The organism is Paenibacillus sp. Paensp111, from assembly GCF_059492195.1.
Genome location: NZ_CP168527.1, coordinates 4,165,529 through 4,191,838, shown reverse-complemented (window position 1 = coordinate 4,191,838; position 26,310 = coordinate 4,165,529). Strand labels below are relative to the sequence as shown.

Below are 26,310 nucleotides of genomic sequence, written 5' to 3'. Positions count from 1 at the left end.
ATCAAACAGGGCGGGATATCCCCGGCTCCCGAGCAGTAAATATGTACAAGACCCTCCGCAAATGGACATGCGGAAGGGTCTCTTTAGTCTGCTGATGGAGTTAGCAGTTAGATCCAGACACGGCCTGTACAGCAGGACGTTCGCGTCGTTCCAGCGCACGGCTCCAGCCAGTCAGCAGCACGGCGGCCAGCACCATCAGCGCCCCGACCCAGGTCGTATGAATGAGCCCGAGCTTCTCGGTTACGATGCCGCCAAGATAAGCCCCAATCGCAATGCCTGCGTTGAAAGCGGCAATATTGAGTGCAGAGGCTACGTCTACCGCCTTGGGTACATACCGCTCGGCCAGCGTCAGAACGAAGATCTGCAGGCCAGGCACATTCATGAAAGCGAACAGGCCCATGAAGAGGATCGTAATCAGGCCCGCCGCCTTGAAGGGTGCCGTGAACATGAGAATGAACAGGATGAGGGCCTGGGCGGCGAACATATAGAACAGGGCGGAGACCGGGTTCCTGTTCGCGGCTTTGCCGCCGATCACGTTGCCTATCGCAATGGCGATGCCGTAGAGCAGGAGTAGGAAGGCTACCATGCCTTCCTTGAAGCCGGTAATGTCATGCAGCAGCGGAGACAGATAAGTGAAGACCACAAATGTCCCGCCATAGCCGAGTGCTGTAATGGCGAAGGAGAGCAGCAACCGTCCATTGGTGATCAGTCTAAGCTGCTCACTCACTGGCGTCCGGTTCCCTTTGCGAAGTCCTGAAGGAACGAGGATCACGTTGGCGATAAAGGCAATAATACCGACAGCGGCAATGGCCACGAACGCGGCCCGCCAACCAAGATGCTGGCCGATCCAGGTTCCCAGCGGCACCCCGGTTACGGTGGCAATGGTAAGACCTGAGAACATGATGGAGATCGCGCTCGCTCTGCGGTTCTCCGGCACAAGATCTGCGGCAATCGTAGAGCCGATCGACATGAATACCCCGTGGGCCAGTGCCGATATCACGCGCGCGGTAAGGAGCAGAGTTATGCTGCCCGAGAACGCGGCCAGGCTGTTGCCTGCAATGAAGACAAGCATGATCCACATGAGCAGCGTCTTGCGGGGAACTCCCGAGGTTAGGGAAGTCAGTACCGGAGCACCGAAAGTGACCCCAAGGGCGTACAGGGTCACGGTCAGCCCGGCAAGGGGCACCGAGATATGCAGGCTGCCTGCGATCAGAGGCAGCAGACCTACGCTGATGAACTCCGTTGTACCAATGGCAAACGCACTAATGGCCAGCGCCAGAAGCGCGAACGTGCTTCTTTTTTTATCTAAAGACATTTCATCCACTCCTAAGTATAGTCATTGCCAAGCGGCAAATGTTATTATGTATGAACTGATTCGAAATGAATAGTACGTACTTTCAAGTTATATAGTCACTAAAAAGTAACTATTGGAGGAATAAAGGATGGAAGCCCGCAAAAAATATAATATATCGATTGAAGCGACCCTGGAGGTCATCGGAGGAAAGTGGAAATGCGTGATTCTGTGCCACCTGACGCATGGCAAGCGCCGGACAAGCGAGCTGAAGGCACTCATGCCGGGGATAACCCAGAAGATGCTGACCCAGCAGCTTCGAGAGCTGGTGTGCGATGGCATTGTGAATCGGATCAGCTATAACGAGGTTCCTCCCAGAGTGGAGTACGAACTTACAGAGTATGGATGGAGCCTGAAGGAGATTCTCGATTCACTCTGTTCTTGGGGAGAGCGGCATATTATTAAGGAGTACGGAGATAAGTCCGTGGTGCTGGAGGATAGTATTCTGAATAAATGAACCCGAAATAAGCCCTCTCTTCACCTTAAGGTGAGGGAGGGCTTAAGTGCTGAAGAGCTGTGCAGATCAGTGGTTAATGCCGCATTTGTTCATAATGAACGAAATTTGGTTCTCCAGCCGATTGATGTTCTCTTCATGTTCCTGGGTCTGTGTCCCCTGGGCGCGCAGCGAAGCAAGCTCCTGCTTAAGCTGATGCAGATCATCCCCCGCACGGGCACAGTTATAGCTGCTTTCAAGATTCTCAATCATGGCAGTTCCTCCATTCGGGCCTTAAGTTTACCTCCCTATTATGGAGAATTTCGCTGCACTTATTCGTGCCTGGTCATCAGTAGCATGTAAAAGAGCTGATTCTTCTCAGGTCAACACCAAAGAACATCCAGCGGCCCCCGAAGAATCTATAGCCCGATACGGAGGTACGGCCGACAAAGACCGGATAGAACCAGTATTGATCGCCATTCGTCTGCCAAATGTAAGTGTAGCGGAACAGGCAGCGGACAATCGATCCGGGGTCAACCGCAAAGGCTGATGCCTGCTGTTGAGGGACAAATGGGGGCGGAGGTGAAGAGGGAGGCTGCGGTGCTCCTCCGGGACCCTGCGGTCCTGGCGGCATCCCGGGTCCTGGCTGTCCTGGCGTGAATGCCCCCGGTGGTCCAAATGGACCTTGGGGCCCAAATGGTCCTTGTGATCCTTGCGGGTTCTGCGGGTTAAACGGTCCTGGCGGTGGATTAAATCCCATAGTTAATTCACTCCTTCTAGGTAGTGGGCTAATGTAATGTATGTAGAAGGGTGGGATCAGGGCTGGGCTATTGCCCGGTTAAGGCAGGTTTATTTGGAACCTGGAGCTTCGTATTTGCTCCGGTGCTCCGCCTTCATGCGGATATAATCCGGATCGGTCTTGGCTTCCTGCCATTTAGCTTTGAAAATAGCGGCGGCCTCAGCCTTAACCGGATCGTTCTGAAAAGGAAGCACACGGCCATCCTCCCCGTACTTACGTCCGCCCTTGTGGTTCGTGTAACGGCGGGCCCGGGTATAGCCCATCTGCAGAAATTTCCGGGCCATGTCCATTCCAATAAAGTCACCCGCCTGCTTATAATCCAGGAACAGGCCGAATATCTTCTCTGAAGATTTCCGTGCGATTTCCGGTGTCGCGAAGCGCCAGTAGGGGAGGATTTCGCTTTTGTAGGGCTCCACCAGCAGCACGCCCTGCTCCCCGCGTCCAACGGCATATAGTTCGGGGTGCTCGCGGATATTGAGTTGTTTGTAATCCAGGGAATAGTCGAAGGGCTTTATGGTCATGTCAACACTCCTAGCTTGGATGCTGTCTCTTCATAAGAGGTAATACCCCGGACAGGAATTCGGCAAACCTCGCAAGAGACCTTGCAGTGCGGGCATTTCACTCCGTGATGATAGGTCTGCTTTTTGCTAAGTTGGCAGCTTTGAATCCGTTTTCACTATTGTTTTTTCTTTCCAATTTCATTACTATAAGAGGAACATCATCTAGGAGGACAACAAGATATGAAATTGACGCTTGGACAGAAGTTGGTTGCCAGCTTTTTAAGTATTGCCGTACTGCTTGGTATTATAAGTTTTCTCTCTTATACTCAGCTGCAAAGGGTGGATGAGACGTATTCGGATTTGGTTGACCGGCGGGCTGTGATTCTATCGAATACCAAGGATATGCAGAATTCTGCTTCACGCGAAATTAGTAATTTAAGAGGCCTGCTGCTGCAGGAGGAAGGGGCCGCAGATGCTCTGACCTCAGCCTATAAAGAGCTTAAGGATAATATCAAAGTAACTGGAAATCTTGTAACGATTGCGGCAAATAAAGATCGGCTAAAGCGCATGGATGCCTTGAACGAACAGTTCAAGATTACGGCGGATCAGTCAGCCGCCCTCATGAGGTCGGGGCAGGTGGCCCAGGCGAAACAATTTTCGACAGAGAAGGTTTTCCCTATTGTGAGGGATTTGCGGGAAGTAGCGGATCAGATCGCTAAGAGTCAGGAACAACTTATGGACCAGGGAAGCAAGGACACGACGGCACTTGTAGACTCGGTGAAGACTACGCTTGTTATCGTCAGTCTTATTTCGATCCTGCTAGCTGCCCTCATTGGGATTATCATCTCCCGGCTGATCTCCAGATCGGTGAAGGCGCTGGCCCAAGGCGCAGAGAAGATTGCTGCAGGTTATCTGGATCAGGAAGATATCGCTGTGAAGAGCCGTGACGAGATCGGCGATCTGGCCCGCTCATTCAATCAAATGAAACTCAATCTGCGGAATGTCATCTCCCAGGTAGGATTCAATACCGAGCAGGTCGCGGCAACTGCGGAAGAGCTTGCCGCTAATGCGGAGCAGACCGGCCGCGCAACTGAACAGATCACGATATCGATGCAGGAAGCGGCTACCGGATCTGAGAAGCAGGTAAGCAGCGCGCATGATGCCACACAGGCTGTAGGCGAGATCTCCAAAGGCATGGATCAGGCCGAGTCCTCCATTCGCGCAGTCACCGGACTGACCGACCTTGCGAATGAGAAGGCAGGACAGGGAAATGCGGTAGTCACCGAGGCGATCCGGCAGATGAGCCTGGTTCAGCAATCCGTTAAGACCTCGGCTGAAGTGGTCAACTCACTGGGTGAGAAGTCTAACGAGATCGGACAGATCGTGAAGTTAATTACGGAGATTGCCGGCCAGACGAACCTGCTGGCCCTCAACGCTTCCATTGAGGCAGCCCGGGCAGGAGAGCAGGGTAGAGGCTTCGCGGTCGTGGCAGGTGAAGTGCGTAAGCTGGCAGAGCAGACGACGGATGCCGCTGCACAGATCCGGGATCTTATTATGGAGGTCCAGAGCGAGGCGGAGCGAGCTGTGGTGTCCATGAATGAAGGCACCGAGGTCTTCCAGGAGGGAATTAAGCAGGTGGACCGGACAGGGGAGGTATTCACCGATATCCTGAGTTCTATCCAGCAGGTGTCTTCCGAGACGCGGGACGTATCGGCGGTGGTGGAGCAGGCGAATGCAAGTGCCCGCGCGATGGTCGAGATCATGGAGAATATCGCGCTGATTGCAGAGCAGTCCTCTGCGAATACCCAGAACGTAGCCGCATCTGCGGAGGAGCAGAATGCCTCCATGGAGGAAGTGGCTTCCTCGGCGGAAGCGTTAAGCAAGATGTCGCAGGAGCTTCAGGCCTTGGTCAGCAGATTTAAAGTATAAAGGCCGGGGTCGGCCGAGTAAGAGCGTAGGCTAAGACTAGCCTGATATGAAGAAGGCCTTCTGTCCACAGCGTGGGACAGAAGGCTTTTTGCATACTTATCCGCATTAGGCTCAGAAGATCGCACTCATAAATGTCCCGATTATCAAGGAGTACAGGTCTGCGAAGGGGACGGTGTTAGGGAGTCGGCACAAATCGGTGCACCCCTAACGCGCAGGCATAGGGAGGATTCCGGTTCAGCCATTTAGGCTATGCTAACTTGGTGCCAAGCTGCAGAGCTGTATCCAGCCACTGCTGCCGCCGCTCGGCGGATGATGTCTTGATGGGGCCAAATTCAGTAATTCGGACAGGAGCAACTCCGCAGAATCCGAGAATGCTGCGCTTCATAATATGGTGTCCTGCCTGCTTCGCCACCCACTTGTAGTACCAGTGCGGCGAATCCATGGTGACAAGGAGATGTGCCGTCTTCCCTTTTAGCAGCTTCTTGGGAAGTGGGGAACCGGGCACATTCTGGTAAGCGAAGTCCGGCAGGAACGTGCGGTCAATGAAGCCCTTCATGAGGGCAGGCATCGTGCCCCACCAGGTCGGATAGACAAAGACCAGATGATCGGCCCAGCTGATCGTCTTCTGTGCCGCCAGCAGATCCTCCTCGAGTTCCATCCGTTTTGAGTATCCGTACATAAGATTGGGGTTGAAGCTGAGCCTGCCAAGCTCAATGCAGCGAACCTCCGCTTTATTGGAGGCGGCTCCTTTCATATAGGATTCGGCCAATGCGCTGCAATAGCTTGCCGGATCTGGATGTCCGTTGATTAAAGCGATCTTTTTTGCCATGGTAACTCCTCCTTTGGGTCCCGTGACTCTCTGGCTGACTCAGACCGAATGCCATCAGTTCGGACATTCGTGCTAGCGATTGGGAATATGGATCATTGTAAGCGAGTCCGCCTAATTAAAGATATGATCTACTGCGCCACAATCTGCCTGATGTGCCAACAAGGAGGAGATCGTACGGGGCAGCCGGGGAAAGTCTGGAATTATTTCTTGATTACAGGAATCCAGACCTCACACTGATAGCTTGCAGATGAAATATCGCCCATGGGATAGAGTTCAATCTCGGGGCCCTCGGCGTGTTCATACCCCGTAGAAGGGAACCAGTCCTGAAAAATCCTTTTCCATACGTCTTGAATCGCGTCTGGCATTGGTCCGGCTGAAGTGAATACCGCCCAGGTCGCAGCGGGGATGGTCCGCACGGTAAACTCCTCTTCCAGAGAGGTTCCGGGGCTTACCCGGGTGCCGATCATGTAATTGAACAGCTCCTGCTCGGGCCGCATATCCAGGCAGATGCCGAGCAGATTCTTGTCCAGTCCGATCGAAAATAGCTTGTCAGATGTGCCATCGGCGTTACAGGCCACCCAGAACTTCGGGATCACCCGGTGGTTCTCCCCGTCTCTTGTAGTGACCTCGATTAACTTGCCTGCAACCTGATACTCCTCTTGCTCCACAATACGATAGTCCATTCCTTGATCTCCCTTCAGTGATAGATGGAAAGAGATGCGGGGGAAGGCTTTGAGGGTAACTCCTGGGCTACGCGCCTCGGATGGAGGAACCCCGTGCAGCTTTCGGAAGGCCTTGGAGAAGGACTCCGGGGATTCGTAACCGGATCTCAGCGCAATATCGAGCACTCTGGAGCCGGAAATGGCCAGTTCCTGTGCAGCTAACGTCAACCTGCGCTTGCGAATATACTCCGCTACAGTCATACTGGTCAGCATATGGAACATGCGCTGGAAGTGAAAAGGGGAGGAGTAAGCCGCTTTGGCTATTTCGCTTATATCAAAGGGTTCTTCCATCATGTTCTCCATCAAATCAATAGCCTTGTTCATCCGGTTCAGCCAATCCATACCGCATCACCTCCTTTGTACATGATCTTATCACTGGTAAATATGGAATTCCTGTCATTGCGTGCGGTCTGTGAATAGCACCGGGGGGCAGCTGCTCATGATATTAAAAATCACCTGAGTCCGGATTAACCCGTCACGGGCGCTGTAAATCGGTTACAATAATTAGTATCATAAGTTTGAAACTATTCAGGAGGTACGGAAATGTCTAAAGACGAAATTATTATGACACGTGAGGGCTATGCCCAGCTTGAACGCGAACTAGAGGAGCTGACCACGGTCAAGCGCAGAGAGCTTGCAGAGCGCCTTAAGACAGCAATCAGCTACGGAGACCTTAAAGAGAACAGTGAGTATCACTCGGCCAAAAATGATCAATCTTTCATGGAGACGAGAGTGCTTACGATTGAGAAAATGCTGAAAAACGCAAGGATTGTAGACCAAATCGACAATTCCGTCGTTCAGGTCGGTTCTGTCGTCATTCTGAATGATGTGGAATTCGCCGAACAAATCGAATACAGAATCGTAGGACCCGCAGAGGCGGACGTCGCCGATAACAAAATCTCTTACGAGAGCCCGCTGGGCGCAGCGCTCATGGGGAAATCCGTCGGAGACAAGATCACCGTAGAGGCCCCTATGGGGAAGATCGAATACGAGCTGCTTGAGATTAAGGGCTTGGCCTAATCGAAGAGTTAGAGAACAGCTTCATCTTGCTAAATTTAGCATAGGTGGAGCTGTTTGTGATTTCAAGGGCAGATGCTGATTTTGGTACCAACACATGCAAAAGGCCTCCTGATTGCCTTGGCTTATCATTAAGCGAAGGGTCTGGAGGTCTTATTAGTTGGGTGATGGGGCACCGTGAGACCCCAGCTTGTGGCTATTAACGATACGCGCGTCCATTGCGGCGAGCCGTTCGCTCTATGGCGTCAGCTGTTAGTTCATACAGCTGGTGCGGCAGGTCGTGCCCCATGCCGTCAACCAGCATGAGCTCGGCGCCCGGGATGGCCGAAGCGGTGTCTTCGCCGCATGCCGGGACGAACAGGGGATCGTCCATCCCATGGATAACAAGCGCTGGGACTGCTATCGTATTTAGTTGTGGACGCCGGTCACCGGAGACCGCGATTGCAGCAATTTGTCGCCCGGTACTGCCCGGATCATAGGCTCGCTGGACCTCCTCGAGAATAAGCGCCCGGTAAGCGTCCTCATCGAACGGATAGCCCGTACCGGCGATACGCTTTGCAAAAGAGAGGCTGTGCGCCAAATAACCTTCTTCATCCTCAAAGGGGCTCGGTGCCGGCTTAGTCATCATCGCCATGACATCCGGGGAAGATGGCGGCAGCTCGGGATTGCCGGAGCTGGACATAATGGAGGTGAGTGATAGAACCCGTTCAGGGTATTCACTGGCTGCAAGCTGTGCGATCATTCCGCCCATTGACCTGCCAACGAAATGGGCCCGGTCAATGGAAAGGGCGTCAAGCAATCCGATAGCGTCCTTGGACATGTCATCCAGGGTGTAAGGAATGTCCGGTCGCTGCCCCGACATGAGAGTAGCCGCCAGTGTGTCAAAGTCCAGCGCCCCATAGTGGGTAAAATGCGCCGAGCAGCCTGCGTCGCGATTGTCAAAGCGAATCACGTGAAAGCCCCGCGCCGCTAACACCTGACAGAACGAATCCGTCCACCGGATCATCTGGGTTCCAAGCCCGGCAATGAGGAGAACAGCTGCGTCATCCTTACGGCCGAAGCTGTCATAGGCCAGATCAATGCCGTTCACTTTCACGATATTCATAATTATAGATCTCCTCTCATTTACTCATACATTCTCTTCTGGGAAGGCATTAGCGGCTAAGCGTTTGAGATGGTCTCTGATATCAGGTGCCCAGTCATCAATAAAGTGGTTAAATCGCTCCAAATCCCCAGCATAAAGCTCCCGCAGCGCCTCTTCGTAATGCTGGAAGTTCCCGGCCATCGCGGTCATAAAGCAATAGGCTGCTTCTTGGGACTCCCGTACCCGGCTCTGATCTTCTCCAGAACGGCGGGCCTCTTCAACGAGCTTGCGCAGCGTTACCGACGCCCCTCCAGGTTGACTCTTAAGCCAATCCCAGTGCCGTGGCAGTAACGTAACCTCACCGGATACAACCCCCAGCTTGGGCCTGCCGATTCGCCTTGCAGGCTCGGGATTTACTTCCGCACCGGGCAAGCCGCCAGACGGCTCTCCTAACCGTGTGAGTACATCTTCTGTGTTCCCGCGAAAATCAATATCGATCTGCTTCCCGGTGATATCGTCAAATACAAGCAGCTGTGTGAGTTCCTCGTTATCCAAGGCATCCTTTACTTCAGATACCACGTGATGTAAAGAACCACGAGCAACGATTCTCGTACCCAAAAAGGCCGTGCAGTTAAGATGCGTTAAGTCATTAGGCATGCTGAACCTCCTCCTTCTGATATGGTTGGGTTAATTTTACCCGGGAGCATGATTTGGATTCTGAACGGCATAGTAGTATGATTTATAGGTAACATCCAGAATATTACATAGTGAGAATACTTAGAAAAGGGGTCATCTGCATGGCTACATGGATGTACGTGGTCTCAGCCATATTAATCCTGGTTATGATTGTCTATCTGTATATATTGCTGCACCCGATCTTTGGCGGGAAGCCTTCGCCGCAGTCACTGGAACACATCAACCGCTCGAAGAACCGCGTGAAGGGCAAATTCGTGAACCAAATTGAGACCTCGGTCGATCACAGCTTAAAGGGGAACCTGTCCATCCTCATCGATATGATTAAGGGGGGACCCGGCCGAAGACCCCGTCTTCCGCTCAATGTGGTTCCTTACTCGCCTTCTCAGATGTCGTCTTCCGGGGAAGCCAAGGTTACCTGGTTCGGACACTCGGCGCTGCTCCTGGAACTTGACGGGAAGCGGATCTTTCTGGATCCGATGCTCGGCAGAGCTCCCTCGCCGACCCCCATTGTGGGCGGGAAGCGATACAGCGATAAGCTTCCTTGTGAGGCTGAAGATTTGCCTGAGCTGGATGCCGTGATTCTGTCTCATGATCACTATGATCACCTCGACTATGTCACCATACTGAAGATTAGGGACAAGGTACGCCGGTTCTTCGTGCCCCTTGGGGTGGCCGCGCATCTGGAGCGATGGGGAGTCAACCCGGAGCGGATTGAAGAGTATGACTGGTGGGAAGAGGCTGAATTCGAGGGCATCAGGCTGGTGTGTACGCCAGCCCGCCATTTCTCCGGCCGCAGCCTGACCAGCAATACGACACTTTGGTGCTCATGGGTTCTTCATGGGCAGCAGGCCAGAATCTTTTATAGCGGGGACAGCGGGTACGGGCCTCATTTTGCCGAGATTGGAGCAAAGTATGGACCCTTTGACCTGAATTTGATGGAGTGTGGACAGTATGACCAGCGCTGGGCCAGCATTCATATGATGCCTGAGCAGACGGTGCAGGCTCATCTGGATCTGCGCGGAGATGTGATGATGCCCATTCACTGGGCTGCCTTCACGCTGGCCCTGCACCCATGGACGGAACCCGTGGAGCGTGCCCTACGTGAGGCAGCCAAACGGAAAGTCGAGATGATTACGCCTCGGATCGGAGAGACGGTCAGGGTGGGGCAGCTGCAGAACCCCATCTCGGCTGCCTGGTGGCGGGAGGCCGAGTAGGACGGAAACGCACGAAATTGTACGAACTGAATGAAACCTTTCGATAGAGGATGCCCCATCCCTTGTGCAGGACGGCATACAGTATTAAATACTCAGCCTTGACGGTTGTTGGCATCTAAACTTTGGAGACTCGGGTTAAATTTTCAATCGTGGGTGTCACAAATTCAATCAGTAATCTGTCTTCTTAATGAGAGAACTTAAGGAGGCGACACTGATGAGTGTGAGATTTAATTATCGGGAAGTTAACCCTGCAGCGCTGAAGGCTATGCAGGCATTTGAGCAGGCGGTAAGCAGCAGCGGGGTGGATAAAGTGCTGTTTGAACTAATTAAGATTCGTGCCTCTCAGATTAATGGCTGCGCCTACTGCATCGATTATCACGTGAAAGACCTGCTAAAGCTCGGAGAGCCTGTGGAACGGGCTTTGATGCTGAGTGTGTGGAGGGAGATGCCGACCTATTCTGATAAAGAGAAAGCTGCGCTGGAACTTACGGAATACTTGGTGCGGGTAGCGGATTCGGGTGTTCCAGGGGCCGTCTATGAACGAGTGCGCGAGCACTTCAGCGAGAAAGAGTATGTCGATTTGGTCATGGCCATTAATGCGATCTGCAGCTGGAATCGGATAGCCATTGCCACCGGAATGTACCCGGGGTGTTTTGACTGATCGAAGGTCCAGGGGGCTGGTGCAGCGGGACTGATCTATTCGGGAGCCTTAATCGGGCTCCTTTTGGCATATATGGAGTTAGATGTCTAGGCGTTAGGAGACTATATCCAAACGGGGGGCGTTAACATGACAAATACAGGAGCGGGCACTGGCGCACAGTTGAATGCGAATGAGAACCGGGGGGTCATGGAAGCTCAGCTGGGAACGCCTGAGATGGAGCAGCTGTACCTTGCGTATCGATCCTATGCATTCTCGGTCGCGTACCGGATGCTGGGGTCCGTCACGGACGCGGAGGACATAGTCCAGGATTGGTTCACGGAGATACACGGACGGTCCTTATCCGGCATTCGAAATGTGAAGGCCTATGTGGCCAAATCCATTACGAACCGCTGCCTTAATCTCATACAGTCTGCCTCTCGGAGGCGGGAGACTTATGTTGGCGAATGGCTGCCGGAACCGCTGCCTGATGCCTATGCGGCACATTACGACGGGCCTTATGAAGCAGCTGAGCGGACGGATACCCTCTCCTATGCCTACCTGGTCATGCTGGAGAGGCTGACGGCGGCCGAGCGGACGGTATTCCTGCTCAGGGAGGTCTTCGAATATGATTATGGATTCATTGCCGAGGTAGTTGGAAAGTCGGAGGCAGGCTGCCGCAAGATCTTCAGCCGGGCCAAGCAAAGCCTGGGTAACAGGGCTCCAAATTCCGCATTAACCATCGGCTCCCTAGATCGCCGGGCAGCACTCATGAGCAGGTTCGCGGACGCCATTCAGCATTATGATATCGGCGAGATGGTGAGCCTGCTTACAGAGGATGCGGTGCTCGTCTCCGATGGCGGCGGCCGGGTACGGGCTGCGATCAATCCGATCATCACCCGGGAACGGGTTGTGGCTCTGCTGACCTCACAGCGTGCCTTCAAGAAGCTGCGCATCTGGAATATGCGCCTTATGGAGATGAATGGAGGATTGAGCCTGGTCTTTCATGAGGAGAATACGGCGAGAGCGGTGATCACCTTGGAGCTGTCGCCCGAAGTTGACCTTATACAGCGGGTATTTATTGTGGTGAATCCGGATAAACTTGGCCATATCCGTGCAGTGATGGGCGAGGGCGAGGAGCATAGGGTATAAATGCGCGCGAGCTAATTTGGCATAAAAATAAGGCTGCCCTTACGCAAAGGGCGGCCTATGGTCGCTATGGGCGTCATGTGACGTTGAGCACTGTGCGCTGGGAGCATCGCCTTGCACTCAGACTGACTTCTGTATGGCATTCAGCCTGGCTCACATCTCATGCACGCTAGGCTATTTCACCTTCACATTTACCTTCTGCCCGTGGGCGCGCTGCTCAGTCACCTTTTGCCCGATGGCCGAGGCCGCCTGCTTGACCGTGCTTGTCACATTATGGAGCACCTCACCCACATCATGGGCGGATTCCACAATCGGGTCGACGGCCTTCATCTTGCCCTTAACGTCCATGGTGATCTGGTTGGCATTACGGATCAGTACCTGCGCTTCCTGGGTTAGTCCGTGGACGGCGTTGCGGACTTCCCCGAGCGTCTTGTTCGTCTCGTCGAGAGAAGTCATCGTCTTGCGCAAAGTCAGAATGCCAACGGCAGCCAGGGCAGCAAAAGCCACCGCGATGAGCGTTACACTAAGCTGAAAAGTCATAGGACATCTCCTCCTCTGTAACTACCATATGTACAAGGAGCAGGATTATGCTCTGAAGCGAGATGACTTCCTTAGCTCGCGGGCTAACGAGCCTCCTCGGGACTGTGCTAGAATAAGCTTGAGCAGATGCCAGGCCAGGATCTGGCCCGATTACCAGCCAACATAACTTAGGATAAAAGAGGTTGCAGCCATGAACATAGAACATTTTGCAGAAGCCAGATTAAGTGAAGAGATTGTCCGTGCCCTTCAGGGCCTCGGGTTCGACCGTCCCACCGATGTGCAGAGTCAGGTTATCCCCCTGCTGCTTGCAGACAGGGATATTGTAGTGAAGTCACAGACGGGGAGCGGCAAGACGGGCGCTTATGCCATTCCGCTCTGTGAGCTTGTGGACTGGAACGAGAACAAGCCGCAGGCGCTCGTCCTGACACCGACCCGGGAGCTTGCCGTACAGGTGAAAGAGGACATCACGAACATTGGCCGCTTCAAGCGGGTCAAGGCCGCGGCCGTATATGGGAGACACCCTTATGCTGTGCAGAAGCTGGAGCTTAAGCAGAAGAATCACATTGTGGTAGGCACTCCCGGACGCGTGCTGGACCATATTCAGCGGGGATCGCTGCCGCTTGGGCGCCTGAAATACCTTGTGATTGACGAAGCGGACGAGATGCTGAACATGGGCTTCATTGATCAGGTGGAGGCGATCATTCAGGCCGTGCCGGCGGATCGGGTCACCGTGCTGCTATCGGCTACGCTGCCTCAGGATGTCGACAACCTGAGCCGCAAGTATATGAAGGATCCCGAATATATCGAAGTTCAAGGAACCGGCGGGATCACGACGAACCAGATCGAGCATTCTCTTATCGAGGTTACGGAAGCAGAGAAGCCTGAAGTGCTTCAGAACCTGCTGATTACAAGGAACCCGGACAGCTGTATGATTTTTTGCCGGACTCAGGAGCTGGTGAACCAGGTGTTCCGGCAGCTTGCCGACGCAGAGTATCCGTGTGACCGGATTCATGGGGGCATGGTGCAGGAGGACCGGTTCGAGGTCATGAATGCGTTCCGCCGGGGTCAATTCCGCTATCTGGTTGCCACCGATGTGGCCGCGCGCGGGATCGATATTGAGAACATCACGCATGTCATTAACTACGATATTCCCATGGACAAGGAGAGCTATGTTCACCGGACAGGCCGTACAGGCCGTGCGGGACGCACCGGACAGGCTATTACGCTGATGACGCCGCGGGAGGACAAGTATTTGGCCGAGATCGAACAGTATATCGGATTCCAGATCCCTCGGGTGGAGGCGCCCTCCGAGGAGGAAGTGAGCGGAGCGATGGAAGCTTTTGAACAGAAAATCTATTCGCGGACCGCACTCAAGAAAGAGAAGAGTGAAGAGATCAACAAGGAGATCATGAAGCTCTACTTCAATGGCGGGAAGAAGAAGAAGCTTAGAGCCGTGGACTTTGTCGGCACCCTGGCCCGGATCGAAGGCGTTACGGCGGAGGACATCGGCATTATTACCATACAGGACAATGTAAGCTATGTAGAGATTCTTAACGGCAAGGGCCCGCTCGTGCTTCAGGTTATGAAGCATACCACCATTAAGGGCAAGCAGCTGAAGGTGCATAAAGCGAATAAATAGCGGGTATGTGGTGCTTGGACGTACAGTAGCAGCGGGTATGCAGTGGTTAGACGTAAAGTAGGCTCAAGTAAATGAAAGCAGGGCAGCCGTGGACCGAATAGATAAAGTCCTGGACTGCCCTTATTATCATCTTCATTTGCTAACGCCTCTGCTTGCTTTCGAGATGGGTTGAAACGAAGAGGAGTAGTAGTCCGGGTACAAGTGTGAAAAAGTACACGCTTTTTGGAGCATATCCCATGGGATAGAGGGCTCCACCACTCATGATCAAAGCGCTGACTATTCTTAATTTATTAACTAAAGACATCTAGAGTCCTCCCTTAAAAAACTTAATCTGAGGTTCCTCTTTATTGTTATTTCTCCCAAAGCTCGATCAGCCGGCCATCGGGATCTTCAATCCAAATAAACTTTCCGAAATCACTAGTCTCTTGCTGCTTGGCAAGAGGTACTCCGACATGTTCAAGATGCTTAAGCGTCTCGTCCAGATTATGTACTTGGAAATTTAACATCACTTGTTGCCCTGTTGGGAAGTAGTTGTCCTCCTCAGTGAAGAAGGAAAGAATAGTCTCATTTCCTGACTGAGGTTTGATTATAGTTCCATTCCAGTCACCAATCTCAAGCTTTAACACTTCGCTGTACCACTTCTTGGTAGTCTTAAGATCCCTGGTTCTCCAAAAAACGCCCCCAAAACCTTTTATCATCATGTTCAGCTCCCAACTATATCAAAATTTTTGTAATCTCATTACATAGATATTTGAGATCGAGATTCAAACCGCTCAGAAGGTTCAACTCAGCTGCTGATAAATTACATAAGCAATAAGACTAACGTTACACCAAGAGCTAATACAATAAGTGAAGCCAGATACTCTTTGGAGCCTTTTCTATATTTCCAATCTACAAAGGCCCGAAAACCACCCGACAGGATAAGGGTGATAATGATAAATTCCAACCAGCCGTCGTCTTAACAAATAAAAAGAAATAGATAGAGTGATAGCTATAATTCCTAATGTTGCACTTCCCATTCAAAAACCCCCCGCCCCGTCCCTCTTTCACAACCACATTACCATAATATGTATTTAGGTAATTAACTGCAACGATTATTGAGGGTTTGCCGGAGTCGGCACGGCGGGATCATTCTCCCCTCCCATACGACGGCGCGACGTCTCCATCCGGCCCACAGCCGGAATATGCTCCGACACCTTCGCAAGCCCAAACACCGGCATGTTGCCGTATAAGCACTCATACTCGTTGGCTCGGATCTTATAGGTTTCATGGTAGATTCCGACTGTTCCATCCGTTCCGATCTTGCGGTTGAAATTTCCCCATGCGGTAAGATGCTGCCCGCTTCGGGCATACGCCTCCAGCTGATCATATGAATCCCAATATTGAAGCAGATGGATGCTGCGCCAGCCCAGCATGAACTCCGTGCCACGGAAGCCAAGCTTGCGATTGGTATAAAGTTCCCGCACCATAGGCGTCATGGCCAGAAATACCGGTAGCCATTTGTGCACGGCCCAAAGCTTGTTGACGCGCATGCCGATTAGGAAGACGACGAAGTCCCCCTCTATACGAGCTGTGTATCTTCCAGGTGTTACTTTTGCCATTGAAATTCATCTCCTTCAACAATGGGTTGTTAACTAATTGGTGTAATCAAAAACAGGATAAGGGATGTTACTCCTCCTCACAGTATGGTGAAAGCTGGGGCAGCTCCAATACCTTGGACATGACCGCAGTCATTCCGAGTCCAATGAAGCTAGAAGCCTGGAAGCCGGGTTGGGGGATCTTTGCTCGCTCGAATTTTTCCTTAACTACCTGATGGATATGGGCAAAGCCTTCCTGGACCCTTTGGCGAATGATCGGCTCAGCCGTCGTGAACGCCTGCATCGACAGAAGCGTTTCGTCCCGGTGTGTCTCTAACAAATCATAGAACGCTCTGCCCATCTGATCCATCAGCTGCTCCGCCGGCGCCTCAACTTCCCTGAATATGCCTGCAATACGCTTAACGGACTGCTGCAGCACTGCGATGAACAGATCTTCCTTCGTTTTGAAAAAATGAAATACATAGGGCTGCGTAATCCCTACTACGTGAGCAATTTGTGCGGTCGTGGTCTTGTAATACCCTTGTTCGGCAAAGACGGTTATGGCTGTTTCGAGAATTTGCTGCTTGCGATCTTCTTTGGCCACTTCTTGATGTCCTCCAAGATTTCATTTATTTATTAATTAATAAATATACTGCATCGCCGCAAGTTGTCAACAATTTTTTCCAGGTATAGTTAAATCGCAAGTAAGTAAGAAACTCTCGCTAACAAATCTCCCAGGAACCCGGAATCCCCTAAATTTTGTCTAGAAAAGCCTGAAGTTCTGTCGTTAAATAGGGGGTAATGAGAGGAAGAGGGCTTTGGTAGAATTGGCATCTCGGAGGGGGAGAACGGGTGAGAGTTTTAAGAGTTTTGCTTCTTATGGCTGTAACTACGATGGTGTTGTGCGCTGGCGTATCCGCAGAAGGTGCATCTGATAAGATGCCTCCGGTTCGCCAGGAGACTTCGGAAGGGCAGGTTATTCTGGTTGAGGCAGCAAGCAGTTCCTCATTCAAGGGAACCTTGTCTCTGCGCGAGAAAATAAACGGGGAATGGAAGACCACACTCAGCGGAATTCCGTGGTACTCGGCAAGAACGGGATTGGCAAGTCGCGCGAAGGCGATGGGAAGACGCCTGCCGGCACCTTCCCGATCGGTCACGCCTTTGGCACGGCAGCTAAGCCAGCAGGGCTGAAGATGACCTATGCCTTGGCAGGCCGGCAGGATTACTGGATCGATGATCCTACCTCAGCGCAGTATAACAAATGGGTTCACTATACGGGCAATCCGGCTGCTAGGTGGAAGTCCTTCGAGCGTCTGTATATCCCGCAGTACAAATATGCTGTGGTAATCAGGTACAACGACAATCCGATTATAAAAGGAAAAGGCAGCGCCATCTTCTTGCATATCTGGCGCAGTCAAGATAAGCCTACCGCCGGCTGTATGGCGATGTCAGAGGCGAACCTTCTCAAGGTCATGGGCAGGCTTGATCCGAAGCAGTCTCCGGTAATTACAATTACCCGCAGACAATAATCTGACGGGTAAATCCCGCCTTCCGAACAAATCCGCGGTCCAGCTCAGTTAGCCCGGACTCTGCAATCATCTCATTCATCGACTCGACGCTGATAATGACGACCTTGTCCGCTATCCGCCGGGCGTGCTTCAGAATGGATCGCTGGGTCTCCGAAGAGGCCTTCGAGAAGTGATTGTACGGCATGTCGACAATCGCGACATCATAATGCTCGGTGATGTCCGCAATATCACCGAGGGTTACCGGCGCGTTGTAGCCGAAATGGGCAATGTTCTCCCGCGCACCGCGGGCGATCAGCGGATTGATGTCCCGGCCGATAATATCTATGCCCATGGACAGGGCTTCAATCATGACCGTTCCAATGCCGCAGCAGGGATCGATGGCCCGTACGCCTTCGGGCTTCGGAACGGCAATGTTGGCCGCAGCCCGGGCTACCCGCGTACTCAGGGCGATGGAGTAGCTGCGTGGCTTTTTCATATGATGGAGCCATACGGCAGTGCTTTTCTGGTAGCGGCCGAAGTACCAGCGTCCGCCCATGGCAACCAGGCCGAACCAGTGATCGGGCTTGTTCACGTCCGCCTCTCCCTCAATATGCATCCCCATCTCTCTTTCGATTGCGCGGCGCTCATCGTACTCGACTTTGTCGTCGCCGGTGAGATCGTTCGTCTTCACGAAAATAACTTTGAATGTGTCTCCATTCAGTTCGATCTCTTCCACCTGCTTGAGGATATCCTCAAGCTTGTCCCCCTCGTACATCACATCAATGCGCTCCCGGATGAAGGGGCTGCGGCTGGGGTCGATTTCGGTGGTGCTCTTCAGCAGGCTGGTCTCAGGCACGAACCCGAAGAGGGCCCGCATCTCAAGCTGACACAAGGAGACTTCCTCCTCAGGATAGGCATAGGTGTATATGAATTCAGGTGTATTCAAATGTAATCTCCTTCGCATCTTCTTAAATGAATGCCTCAAGTATAATACATAGTCTAACGTATATTTCAAATTAATTAGGCCGTAAAAATGCAAAAAACAGGAATTCTCCCCCGCCGGGGTGGTACACTAAGGGGAGCGATTACAGGTGCGGCCTGTGACTATATAAGATGTAGTTAAAAAGATGACATGGAGAAGAGGCGTAAGGGAGGGGAAGGTTGGAACTGTAGGAGCGAAGCGACCGCCTACAAGCTTTCTAAAGGAAAGCTACATCGGAAGCATATGCTTTGTCTCCGGATTTCAACACAATAGTATAAATCGGAAATCTGGAGACAACAGCGGCCGGAAGTCCAAGCATTCCCCGTAGTTACGACCGTACCCAAAATGTGAAAATCCTAACTGCATCTTATATATTATATGACAAAAGAATGGAGCTAAGTTGAAAATGGCACAATCGAGCGTGAAAATGGATCCTGTGAAGGCAGCCGGGCTGCTGGAGAAGTGGATCTCCTTCTATGATATGAACAATCCCAAGGCATGGGACAAGGACGAGTACGGGTTTGTAAAAGACACCTGTAAAGCGATGCAGTTCGCGGCCCAGGCTCTGCGCGGCAAAGGCGGAGCTGCGAAGCCCGCTCAGCGCCAGGAAGCTGCCGCCCAGCTTCGAGACTGGGTGGAGGAGTATGAGATGGACAATCCCGCCAACTGGGAGAAGGAGAACGCGCAGTTCGTGAAAGAGGTCGTGCAGGCGATCGAGTTTGCGGCGGCTTTTCTGAGAGGGAAATAGGCTGTTAGAGAAAATATGTCCTTGATCCCCAAAAAGGCTCGACTGTTCATACACAAACAGGAGTTACTATAGTGGTTTATGTTGGCTACAATAACGAGCTACAGGATAACTATAACCGATAAGATTATAACTCTTTCCTTCATTACCACACCTGTGTAACGCAGCTTCGAGAGACTACACTCCAAGTCACCAGACTTAAGAGCATAGTCTCTTTCTTCATTCATCCCGGGTCATAGTAGGCATGTTCGGTTTAATATACTACCAAGATGACGAATTGCACGGGAGGAGGGTTGCGTAATGGAGCACACGGAGATTGTATCCATGGATCAGTGGGATCGGAAGCTGCAGGACGGGATGATCAATTTCATGAACTACTATCTGTCCCGCGGCCCGGTTGACAAGGTTGTAGAAGGGGCGGAGCTGGCCAAAGTATTCGCGGATACTCATATTCCGTTCAAAGAAGCAGTCCGATATCGGCAGAAGCTGGGCGGATTCTTCACCTCGCCAGAGCAGCTGAAGGAGCTGCCCGGTATGACGCTAGAGCTTCTGGAGCAGCTGGCTTACCTGGTAGATAAGCTGGATCTGGGCAGGCTGAGCGCCCTGCTTCCGGGAACAACGGAGAACAATCAGGTTGACGCCTATGTGAACGGCCCTGACTGCCTGCGGGTCCTGCTGGAGGAGATTAACCAGGCGGAGCGTTATATTCACCTGTCTGTCATGCTTTTCTTCAACGATAATTCCGGCAAAAAGGTAGTTCAGGCGCTGCTGGACGCACGGGCTAGAGGGATTATTGTAAGGGTGATGGTGGACTACGGCATTACCGCCGTAGGGTATAACAGCAACCTGAAGTTTGGTGACTTCGGCAGTCTGGCCGAGCAGCTTGAGGCCGCTGGCTGTCAGCTTATCAATACGTTTACAACCAGTTACAGCAATGTGGATTGGAAAAGCAAGAGGGAAGAGCTTGCCGCAGCCGGAGTACCAGAACACGGTCTGTTCCTTCAAGATTATGTGCAGGAGCAGATTACAACGGGCCTCAATGTGATTAATCACCGGAAGTTCCTAGTAATCGACGGAGTTACGTCTATTGTGGGAAGCATTAATGTTGGGGATCAATATTTGTTCGAGAATCCGGTTATCGCCGAAGGAGACCAGGAGATAGACGGCAGAAAGCTCGGTTATCCAAGCTTGGAAGACGAGTGGCATGACGGCTGCTTTCGCATCCGGGGGGCGGCGGCTTACTCGCTGAATCAGATTTTTGTATTCCAGTGGACGGTGCTGGGCGGGGAGGTGTTCGATCCGGCGGATGACTTCTACTATCCCGAGATGGACCGCAGCTTCGGGGAGGAGCAGTGCACCCTGTTCGCCAGCTTCCCCGGCAACCCGGTGAATCTGATTCAGCAATACTATCTGGATTTGCTTAAATATGCGGAAGATGAGACCATCATTGTGAATCCCTATCTGATCGACAATGCGTTCTGGGAGATGCTGGGGAGCCTAAGTGAAGAGCAGGCCGAGCATATCATCATCTGCAATCCGCTGAACGTGAACGATCATCCGACCAACAAAGCCGCGGTCCAGAGTCATATGTACGGCCCCTTTCAGAAAGGGGTATCCTACTATGATTACAGCAAGACCGAACGCTTCTCCCACTGGAAAATCACTTATGATGCCAGATCAAGCTGTGTCTTTCATGGCTCCTATAATATTAATGAGCGGAGCGCATGCCATGACTTCGAACTGGGCATTCTGGTCAAAGGAAGGCCCTTCGCCGACAAGGTCCGCAGGATCATTGGTTATGATCTAAGTGTCTCGGAACAGGTGACGGACGAGAAAGTGTTCTTCAAGCATCCCGCCCTGCACCCGAGTACCTATTTCAATAAGGCGACAGAATATTTTACCTGAGTTAATATTGAAACCTTTCTGTTAACCTTACGTAATACGTAGAGAGTATATCTATAAAATTTAGCTTCCAAGAGAGAGGGATAAGTATCAGCATGTTTAACAAGGAACAAGGTGGATGGCGCAAGCAGGTTGCTCCTTATGAGAAACCACAGCTAAGACGTAGTATCCTGCAGATCATTAACACTTTCGTTCCCTTTTTTGTACTTTGGTATCTGGCATATCTGAGTCTGTCTGTCTCTTATCTGATTACATTGCCTCTTGCCGTTATAGCGGGGGGATTCCTGGTCCGAACTTTTATCATATTTCATGATTGCTGTCATAATTCATTCTTCAAAAGCCGCACGGCCAACGAAATTCTGGGCACGCTGACAGGGATTCTGACCCTCTGTCCTTACCATCAGTGGCGTCATAGCCACTCGGTCCACCACGCCACTAATGGCAATCTTGACCGGCGGGGTACCGGTGATATCTGGACCTTGACCGAGGAGGAGTACTTGGCCTCTTCTCCGCTTCGAAGGTTCTATTATCGGGTGTACCGCAATCCGTTAATTATGTTCACCATTGGCCCGGTATATGTATTCCTTATTGCCTACCGCTTTAACCGCAAGGGTGCGAAGCCGAAGGAACGCATGAACACATATATCACTAATGCGGGGATTGCCGCGGCTGTTGCCCTGCTGATCTGGGCGATAGGCTGGCAGGCATTTCTCCTTGTACAGCTTCCGATCTTCTTCGTCTCCGGTGTAGCGGGTATCTGGCTGTTCTATGTCCAGCATCAATTTGAGGACAGCTACTTTGAGCCGGAGGAAGATTGGGATTATGTTCAGGCAGCAATGCATGGAAGCTCCTTCTATAAGCTGCCAAGACTGCTGCACTGGATTACCGGCAATATCGGCTTCCACCATATACATCATCTAAGCTCCAGGGTGCCGAATTATTATTTGGAGAAGGTTCATAATCAGAACCCTCAGCTTCAGAAGGTACAGACGATTACGCTGTTAACCAGTCTGAAGTCGCTCCGCTTCCGGATTTGGAGTGAGCAGAAGAAGAAATTCATCGGATTCCGCGATTTGAAGCGGCAAGCCGTTCAGGACAAGATATCTGCAGTTGTAGAGAAGCACGAGTTCAAGCGGACCGGGCAGGATACGCTGTAAGGTGTCCGTTGTACTGAATGAGCTTAGAGTGAAGACATTCAGGGGGAAAGTAACAAAGGGAAATCTGATTATTTTGTTAAATTATGGATGAATTGAATAGATATATTATATAATCATTCTGAAGGAGTGATTCTTATTCTATTGGTCCATATGAACAGAGTAACGTTCCGTTTGCTGAATGACGAAGAGCTAGGGAAAGCTTGTTTTGACCCGCTAATTCAGAGGTACAAAGAGGAGCAGACTCTGGGGAATGATTTTACTAACTTGTTCAATCAGCTTACCCCGGGACAGCAGGCCTTATTTGTATTCCAGACGCATTACCTGCATGCGTCCGAGTCTTTAACAGAGTATTATTGGTGGAGTGCATACTTTCTGGCAACCGGAGCGCGCTGGTCGGGGCTAAAGGCAAGTCTTAGATTCTTCGGAGAAGATGAGCTTCTGGATATTCTGGAGAGCACGGAGAAGGTGCTGGTAGAGACGGGGCATCCTCTGAGCCTGGAGCAGTTCGATCTCTCCAGAGAGCATCTACAGCAGCATCCAAAGCTGCTTGCCTCAATCGAAGTTCTTGAAGAGAGATACCAGGAGGTTGTTCCCGGAGTGGTGAAGCGCATTGCTGCATATATCCGGAGTCACCCCGACGAATTCATTCATATGGAAGAGGATTCCCTTACCATTTAATAGAGGTTATGGCGGTCTTGCTCGTGGATTTTCCATGAGCAGGGCCTTTTTTTTATGAGCAGCTAGGCGGCGAAAATGCAAGTGTCTCCTTTAACGCATGAAAGAAAACAGGGTTGATTAATCCTATAAGTTATATGATAATATTGAAAGAGTCATAGACATAAAGACCTAAATTCGGCAAAAATATCCGAATTTTATAGGTTATAAGACTTGCTTCGACATAAGAAGAAGTGGATTTAAGTACATAATTTTATCAAAACGGGGGAACAGATGCTATGCAATGTACAAATTGTAATCACTACAACGAGGGCGGGAAGTTCTGCGAGAACTGCGGAGCCAAGCTTCCGGTGGAAGTCGCAGCAGCCTCTGAGACGGTAGAACCGTCTGCGTTGCAGCCTGGGGTGCAGCCTCCGGGGCGGCCTGAAGATCAGCCCGGATATACACAGCAGCAGGAGCCTGCTTATCAGCAGCATGCGGGATACCCGGGCAGCGGACAATCTCCGGCTCAGCCGAATGTGTATTTGCAGAATGCCAAGAATGTATCGCGGCTGTATTTTAACTATTTCGGGGCGATTCTGAAGAAACCTTTCTCAAGCATTCATAACATAGGCGGAGAGCAGCTGGTCAACGGAATTATTACGATGGTGCTGTTCAGCCTGCTGGCTCCGCTTATGCTCTACTTTTACCTTAGCTCCGTAGCTAGAAAGTATTTCTCTGATAGTCCATTTCTGGATAATGTAGCGCATCCGAGTATTTCATTCGTTGAGGTTGTAATCAAGCCGACCCTTTCGCTGGCCATTCTGATCCTGCTGATCGCTACGTTCTGCTTTGGTGCAATTAAGCTGGCGAAGACGAATGCGGGTTACCGGGATGTTATAGCCAGATTCGGCGCCCTGCTGGTTCCCTTCCTAGGCCTGATGGTCATTGCCTTCGTACTGTCCATTCTGCAGCTTGAGATTTTTGCTATTTTCCTGGTGGGGGCATTTCTGGGATTGTTATTCATTGCGCCGCCTCTTGTAATCACCAGCTGGGTCAAGAAGGATGCCAGAGGGCTGGATGTAGTCTACGGGGTATTGTTAACCTACATTGCTACGTTCATCACCCTGGATATCATGGGCAAGGCCATCACCAAGATCATGGATGACGTTGTTCCTAGCAGCATGTTCTGGTAAGGTATGAGCTTAGGTTGAACTAGGGCTGCGCGGCACCGAGCCGTGCCGATTTAGTCCGGACACCTTTAGTTCAGTCTGTATCAACACAATAAATAATCAGATCACCTCCATCACTCCAGTAATAGGGGCCTTGGAGGTGTTTTTGAGTGGGGGAGTATGGAAAATGGCTTTTTGCAAAGAATGTGGATCAACGCTTCAAGAGAATGCGGCTTTCTGCAAGGAATGCGGGACCCGGGCCGGACAGGTGCGGGAGGCTGCAGTGCCAGCCCAGCTCCAGCGCAGTGCTGCGCCGGTAAGTCAATCTATTCCGTCCAAGCCGATGTCAAAGAGAACGAAGTGGACTCTAATCTCGGCTGGAGCACTGATCGTTATATTGATTGCCGGCTACAAGACCGGGGAGTATCTGCTGTCCAAGGAGCGGCTGGTCAGCCGCTTTGAGTTAGCTCTCCAAGCGAAAGACAGCAAGAAGGTAGCCTCGCTTCTAACCTCCAACGACAAGCAGCTGGTCATCAACGAAGCTTCGGTTAAGAGTCTGATGAGTTATTTGGAGAAGCACCCGGACGAGCAGAGCAGTCTGATCCAGGATCTCAAAACTCAGGCCAAACAGTCCGATGAGGCCTATTCCTCAGGTTCCATCAGCCTGGAGAAGGAAGGCAAGAAGCTGCTTGTCTACAATAACTACGAGCTGAATGTAACTCCGGTATATTTGAAGCTCGGCACGAATTATAAAGACGTAAGCCTGCTTGTAGATGGGAAGGAAGTTACCAAGTCGGACAAAGAGTTTTACGAGAAGACGGTCGGTCCATATGTACCGGGAACTTACAAGCTGGAGGCAAGACTGAAGACCGACTTCGTAGATCTGGTGAAGTCCGAAGAGGTCGACCTGTTCGGATCAGGCCGTGAATACGCGGAGAATCTCGAGCTGCAAGGCGAAGATGTCACCATCTCTACAGGTCTCGGGGCAGAGACCGGTCTGAAAGGAAGCCTGATCATTAATGGCAAAGACGTAGGGCTTGACCCGTTCGCCCAGTCCTCATTTGGACCGGTCATGACCGACGGCTCCGTGAAGCTTGCGGTTGAGGGGAATTACCCTTGGGGCAAAATGAGAACCGATGAAGTGCCGATTAACGGTAGTTATGTCGAAGTCAACCTGGCGGCGAACAGTGATTTTGAGAGTGGCATTATGAAGGTTATCACCAAGCATTCAGAAGAAAGACTCAAGGCTTATACGTCTGGGGATGTGGCGGCTTTTACTCAGGCTACGCAGAGCTATAAAGAGAATGAACTTTCCAGAATTCTGTATAACAAAGAGTCCGGCAATTATTATAAAGGTAAATATCTGGGTACCCGCTTCGATATGAGTTCATTCAACCTGTATAACGACAATGGACAATGGCATGCTTCGGTGCTCGTTCAGGGTGAGTACAATGAAGATACCTTTTACGAAGGGGAGGTTCCGGTGCTGGAGGATGCTACCCATGATGAGCGCTTCATCCTTACGTATGATGCGGCCAAGAAGGCCTGGCTGGTGGATTCCGAGGAACAGACCTACAGCTACAGTGATGAGAATGTGAAGGAAATCAAGGAGCAGTCACCAAAGGTATACACCAGCGGATCAGCAGCTTCTTCATCCGTAAATACGACGTCCGCGGCGGGACAAGCCGACGCCTCTGCCATCCAGTCTTTTATGAGCGATTATCTGACAACTTCCGTTAGTGCGATTAATGACCGCAGTTTTGAAGAGGTTGCTTATTACATCGACCCTTCAGGTCCTGCCTATAAGGAGTCTTCCAGCTATATCGACCACCTGAACGAGAAGGGGATCACGGAAGAGCTGGTCTCCCAGACCGTGACCGACTTCAAGGCCAGTGCGGACAGCAAGAGCTATGAAGTGACTACTGCCGAGGAGTACAACATTAGCTACAACGACGGTACGACCAAGAACAAGAAGTTCAAATCGGTGTACAAGCTGGTTGTCATTGACGGTTCGCTGAAGATGAACAAGTTAATTAGTACCAAAGAGCAGTAAGACAATTGCTCCCAAATATAA

Annotated in this window: 29 protein-coding genes; 15 read left to right on the top strand and 14 right to left on the bottom strand. The window is 51.5% G+C overall.

Translation table 11 applies throughout. The features are described from left to right. Window positions 1-100: 100 nt before the first annotated feature. Window positions 101-1,315 carry an MFS transporter gene (locus ACEN86_RS19715; protein ID WP_495632176.1) on the bottom strand — a complete coding sequence of 405 codons (1,215 nt, stop codon included), beginning with the start codon at window positions 1,313-1,315 and terminating at the stop codon, window positions 101-103. Between the two features lie 127 nt (window positions 1,316-1,442). On the opposite strand from ACEN86_RS19715, the gene ACEN86_RS19710 reads away from it, so the two are divergent. Continuing rightward, entirely contained in the window at window positions 1,443-1,808 is a 366-nt protein-coding gene (locus ACEN86_RS19710) for a winged helix-turn-helix transcriptional regulator (protein WP_495632175.1), read from the top strand. A 66-nt stretch (window positions 1,809-1,874) separates the two neighbouring features. Here ACEN86_RS19710 and ACEN86_RS19705 read toward each other — a convergent pair whose 3' ends face one another. From ACEN86_RS19705 to ACEN86_RS19695, 3 genes are all read right to left on the bottom strand, one after another. Continuing rightward, window positions 1,875-2,057 carry a DUF2524 domain-containing protein gene (locus tag ACEN86_RS19705; protein ID WP_495632174.1) on the bottom strand — a complete coding sequence of 61 codons (183 nt, stop codon included), beginning with the start codon at window positions 2,055-2,057 and terminating at the stop codon, window positions 1,875-1,877. Window positions 2,058-2,133: 76 nt separating this feature from the next. Beyond that, a complete protein-coding gene (locus ACEN86_RS19700) occupies window positions 2,134-2,544 on the bottom strand; it encodes a collagen-like protein (RefSeq protein ID WP_495632173.1) in 411 nt (136 codons plus the stop codon). Window positions 2,545-2,633: 89 nt separating this feature from the next. Then, entirely contained in the window at window positions 2,634-3,104 is a 471-nt protein-coding gene (locus ACEN86_RS19695) for a DUF4385 domain-containing protein (protein WP_495632172.1), read from the bottom strand. A gap of 219 nt (window positions 3,105-3,323) precedes the next feature. Between ACEN86_RS19695 and ACEN86_RS19690 the strand changes: the two genes are divergently transcribed. Continuing rightward, entirely contained in the window at window positions 3,324-5,012 is a 1,689-nt protein-coding gene (locus ACEN86_RS19690; RefSeq protein WP_495632171.1) for a methyl-accepting chemotaxis protein, read from the top strand. Between the two features lie 247 nt (window positions 5,013-5,259). On the opposite strand, the gene ACEN86_RS19685 is transcribed toward ACEN86_RS19690, so the two are convergent. After that, window positions 5,260-5,841, bottom strand: coding sequence for an NAD(P)H-dependent oxidoreductase (locus ACEN86_RS19685; protein WP_495632170.1), 582 nt, complete (start codon window positions 5,839-5,841; stop codon window positions 5,260-5,262). A 200-nt stretch (window positions 5,842-6,041) separates the two neighbouring features. Further along, window positions 6,042-6,905, bottom strand: coding sequence for an AraC family transcriptional regulator (locus ACEN86_RS19680; RefSeq protein ID WP_495632169.1), 864 nt, complete (start codon window positions 6,903-6,905; stop codon window positions 6,042-6,044). Window positions 6,906-7,106: 201 nt separating this feature from the next. On the opposite strand from ACEN86_RS19680, the gene greA reads away from it, so the two are divergent. After that, window positions 7,107-7,583 carry a transcription elongation factor GreA gene (gene greA / locus ACEN86_RS19675; protein ID WP_495632168.1) on the top strand — a complete coding sequence of 159 codons (477 nt, stop codon included), beginning with the start codon at window positions 7,107-7,109 and terminating at the stop codon, window positions 7,581-7,583. 196 nt (window positions 7,584-7,779) lie between these two features. Here greA and ACEN86_RS19670 read toward each other — a convergent pair whose 3' ends face one another. Beyond that, a complete protein-coding gene (locus ACEN86_RS19670; protein WP_495632167.1) occupies window positions 7,780-8,685 on the bottom strand; it encodes an alpha/beta fold hydrolase in 906 nt (301 codons plus the stop codon). 24 nt (window positions 8,686-8,709) lie between these two features. Then, window positions 8,710-9,321 (bottom strand): DUF2239 family protein, encoded by a 612-nt coding sequence (locus ACEN86_RS19665; protein ID WP_495632166.1) that lies wholly within the window; start codon window positions 9,319-9,321, stop codon window positions 8,710-8,712. Window positions 9,322-9,461: 140 nt separating this feature from the next. Here ACEN86_RS19665 and ACEN86_RS19660 point away from each other — a divergent pair, with 140 nt between their 5' ends. From ACEN86_RS19660 to ACEN86_RS19650, 3 genes are all read left to right on the top strand, one after another. Then, window positions 9,462-10,574, top strand: coding sequence for an MBL fold metallo-hydrolase (locus tag ACEN86_RS19660; RefSeq protein WP_495632165.1), 1,113 nt, complete (start codon window positions 9,462-9,464; stop codon window positions 10,572-10,574). A gap of 214 nt (window positions 10,575-10,788) precedes the next feature. After that, window positions 10,789-11,235 carry a carboxymuconolactone decarboxylase family protein gene (locus ACEN86_RS19655; RefSeq protein ID WP_495632164.1) on the top strand — a complete coding sequence of 149 codons (447 nt, stop codon included), beginning with the start codon at window positions 10,789-10,791 and terminating at the stop codon, window positions 11,233-11,235. Between the two features lie 126 nt (window positions 11,236-11,361). Next, on the top strand, window positions 11,362-12,363 hold the full coding sequence (locus ACEN86_RS19650; protein ID WP_495632163.1) for a sigma-70 family RNA polymerase sigma factor: 1,002 nt from the start codon (window positions 11,362-11,364) through the stop codon (window positions 12,361-12,363). Window positions 12,364-12,534: 171 nt separating this feature from the next. Here ACEN86_RS19650 and ACEN86_RS19645 read toward each other — a convergent pair whose 3' ends face one another. Then, window positions 12,535-12,900, bottom strand: a complete 366-nt coding sequence (locus ACEN86_RS19645; RefSeq protein ID WP_495632162.1) for a DUF948 domain-containing protein — start codon at window positions 12,898-12,900, stop codon at window positions 12,535-12,537. 190 nt (window positions 12,901-13,090) lie between these two features. Here ACEN86_RS19645 and ACEN86_RS19640 point away from each other — a divergent pair, with 190 nt between their 5' ends. Beyond that, a complete protein-coding gene (locus ACEN86_RS19640; protein ID WP_495632161.1) occupies window positions 13,091-14,539 on the top strand; it encodes a DEAD/DEAH box helicase in 1,449 nt (482 codons plus the stop codon). A gap of 350 nt (window positions 14,540-14,889) precedes the next feature. Here the strand turns inward: ACEN86_RS19640 and ACEN86_RS19635 are convergent, their stop codons facing one another. From ACEN86_RS19635 to ACEN86_RS19620, 4 genes are all read right to left on the bottom strand, one after another. Beyond that, window positions 14,890-15,237: a VOC family protein gene (locus tag ACEN86_RS19635; RefSeq protein WP_495634357.1), complete on the bottom strand. Its 348-nt coding sequence runs from the start codon at window positions 15,235-15,237 to the stop codon at window positions 14,890-14,892. Window positions 15,238-15,341: 104 nt separating this feature from the next. After that, window positions 15,342-15,485, bottom strand: a complete 144-nt coding sequence (locus ACEN86_RS19630; protein ID WP_495632160.1) for a DUF4181 domain-containing protein — start codon at window positions 15,483-15,485, stop codon at window positions 15,342-15,344. A gap of 148 nt (window positions 15,486-15,633) precedes the next feature. Continuing rightward, window positions 15,634-16,140 (bottom strand): DUF4188 domain-containing protein, encoded by a 507-nt coding sequence (locus ACEN86_RS19625; RefSeq protein ID WP_495632159.1) that lies wholly within the window; start codon window positions 16,138-16,140, stop codon window positions 15,634-15,636. A 67-nt stretch (window positions 16,141-16,207) separates the two neighbouring features. Then, a complete protein-coding gene (locus ACEN86_RS19620) occupies window positions 16,208-16,720 on the bottom strand; it encodes a TetR/AcrR family transcriptional regulator (protein WP_495632158.1) in 513 nt (170 codons plus the stop codon). 248 nt (window positions 16,721-16,968) lie between these two features. Between ACEN86_RS19620 and ACEN86_RS19615 the strand changes: the two genes are divergently transcribed. Both ACEN86_RS19615 and ACEN86_RS19610 read left to right on the top strand, forming a co-directional pair. Continuing rightward, complete coding sequence (locus ACEN86_RS19615) at window positions 16,969-17,307, top strand: hypothetical protein (protein WP_495632157.1); 339 nt, start codon at window positions 16,969-16,971, stop codon at window positions 17,305-17,307. Then, window positions 17,193-17,645 carry a L,D-transpeptidase family protein gene (locus tag ACEN86_RS19610; protein ID WP_495634356.1) on the top strand — a complete coding sequence of 151 codons (453 nt, stop codon included), beginning with the start codon at window positions 17,193-17,195 and terminating at the stop codon, window positions 17,643-17,645. The genes ACEN86_RS19615 and ACEN86_RS19610 overlap by 115 nt, the downstream gene beginning before the upstream one ends. On the opposite strand, the gene ACEN86_RS19605 is transcribed toward ACEN86_RS19610, so the two are convergent. Further along, a complete protein-coding gene (locus ACEN86_RS19605) occupies window positions 17,629-18,588 on the bottom strand; it encodes a TRM11 family SAM-dependent methyltransferase (RefSeq protein WP_495632156.1) in 960 nt (319 codons plus the stop codon). The genes ACEN86_RS19610 and ACEN86_RS19605 overlap by 17 nt on opposite strands. 424 nt (window positions 18,589-19,012) lie before the next feature. On the opposite strand from ACEN86_RS19605, the gene ACEN86_RS19600 reads away from it, so the two are divergent. The 6 genes from ACEN86_RS19600 to ACEN86_RS19575 all read left to right on the top strand — a co-directional run bounded on the left by ACEN86_RS19600 (window position 19,013) and on the right by ACEN86_RS19575 (window position 26,289). Continuing rightward, the gene (locus ACEN86_RS19600; protein WP_495632155.1) at window positions 19,013-19,354 is read left to right on the top strand and encodes a hypothetical protein; all 342 of its coding nucleotides are present in this window, start codon (window positions 19,013-19,015) and stop codon (window positions 19,352-19,354) included. A 297-nt stretch (window positions 19,355-19,651) separates the two neighbouring features. Then, the gene (locus tag ACEN86_RS19595; RefSeq protein WP_495632154.1) at window positions 19,652-21,256 is read left to right on the top strand and encodes a phospholipase D-like domain-containing protein; all 1,605 of its coding nucleotides are present in this window, start codon (window positions 19,652-19,654) and stop codon (window positions 21,254-21,256) included. A gap of 92 nt (window positions 21,257-21,348) precedes the next feature. After that, entirely contained in the window at window positions 21,349-22,410 is a 1,062-nt protein-coding gene (gene desA / locus ACEN86_RS19590) for a Delta(5) desaturase DesA (RefSeq protein ID WP_495632153.1), read from the top strand. Window positions 22,411-22,551: 141 nt separating this feature from the next. Further along, window positions 22,552-23,088, top strand: a complete 537-nt coding sequence (locus tag ACEN86_RS19585) for a hypothetical protein (RefSeq protein ID WP_495632152.1) — start codon at window positions 22,552-22,554, stop codon at window positions 23,086-23,088. 275 nt (window positions 23,089-23,363) lie between these two features. Continuing rightward, entirely contained in the window at window positions 23,364-24,260 is an 897-nt protein-coding gene (locus ACEN86_RS19580) for a hypothetical protein (protein WP_495632151.1), read from the top strand. A 163-nt stretch (window positions 24,261-24,423) separates the two neighbouring features. After that, on the top strand, window positions 24,424-26,289 hold the full coding sequence (locus ACEN86_RS19575) for a zinc ribbon domain-containing protein (protein ID WP_495632150.1): 1,866 nt from the start codon (window positions 24,424-24,426) through the stop codon (window positions 26,287-26,289). Window positions 26,290-26,310 lie beyond the last annotated feature (21 nt).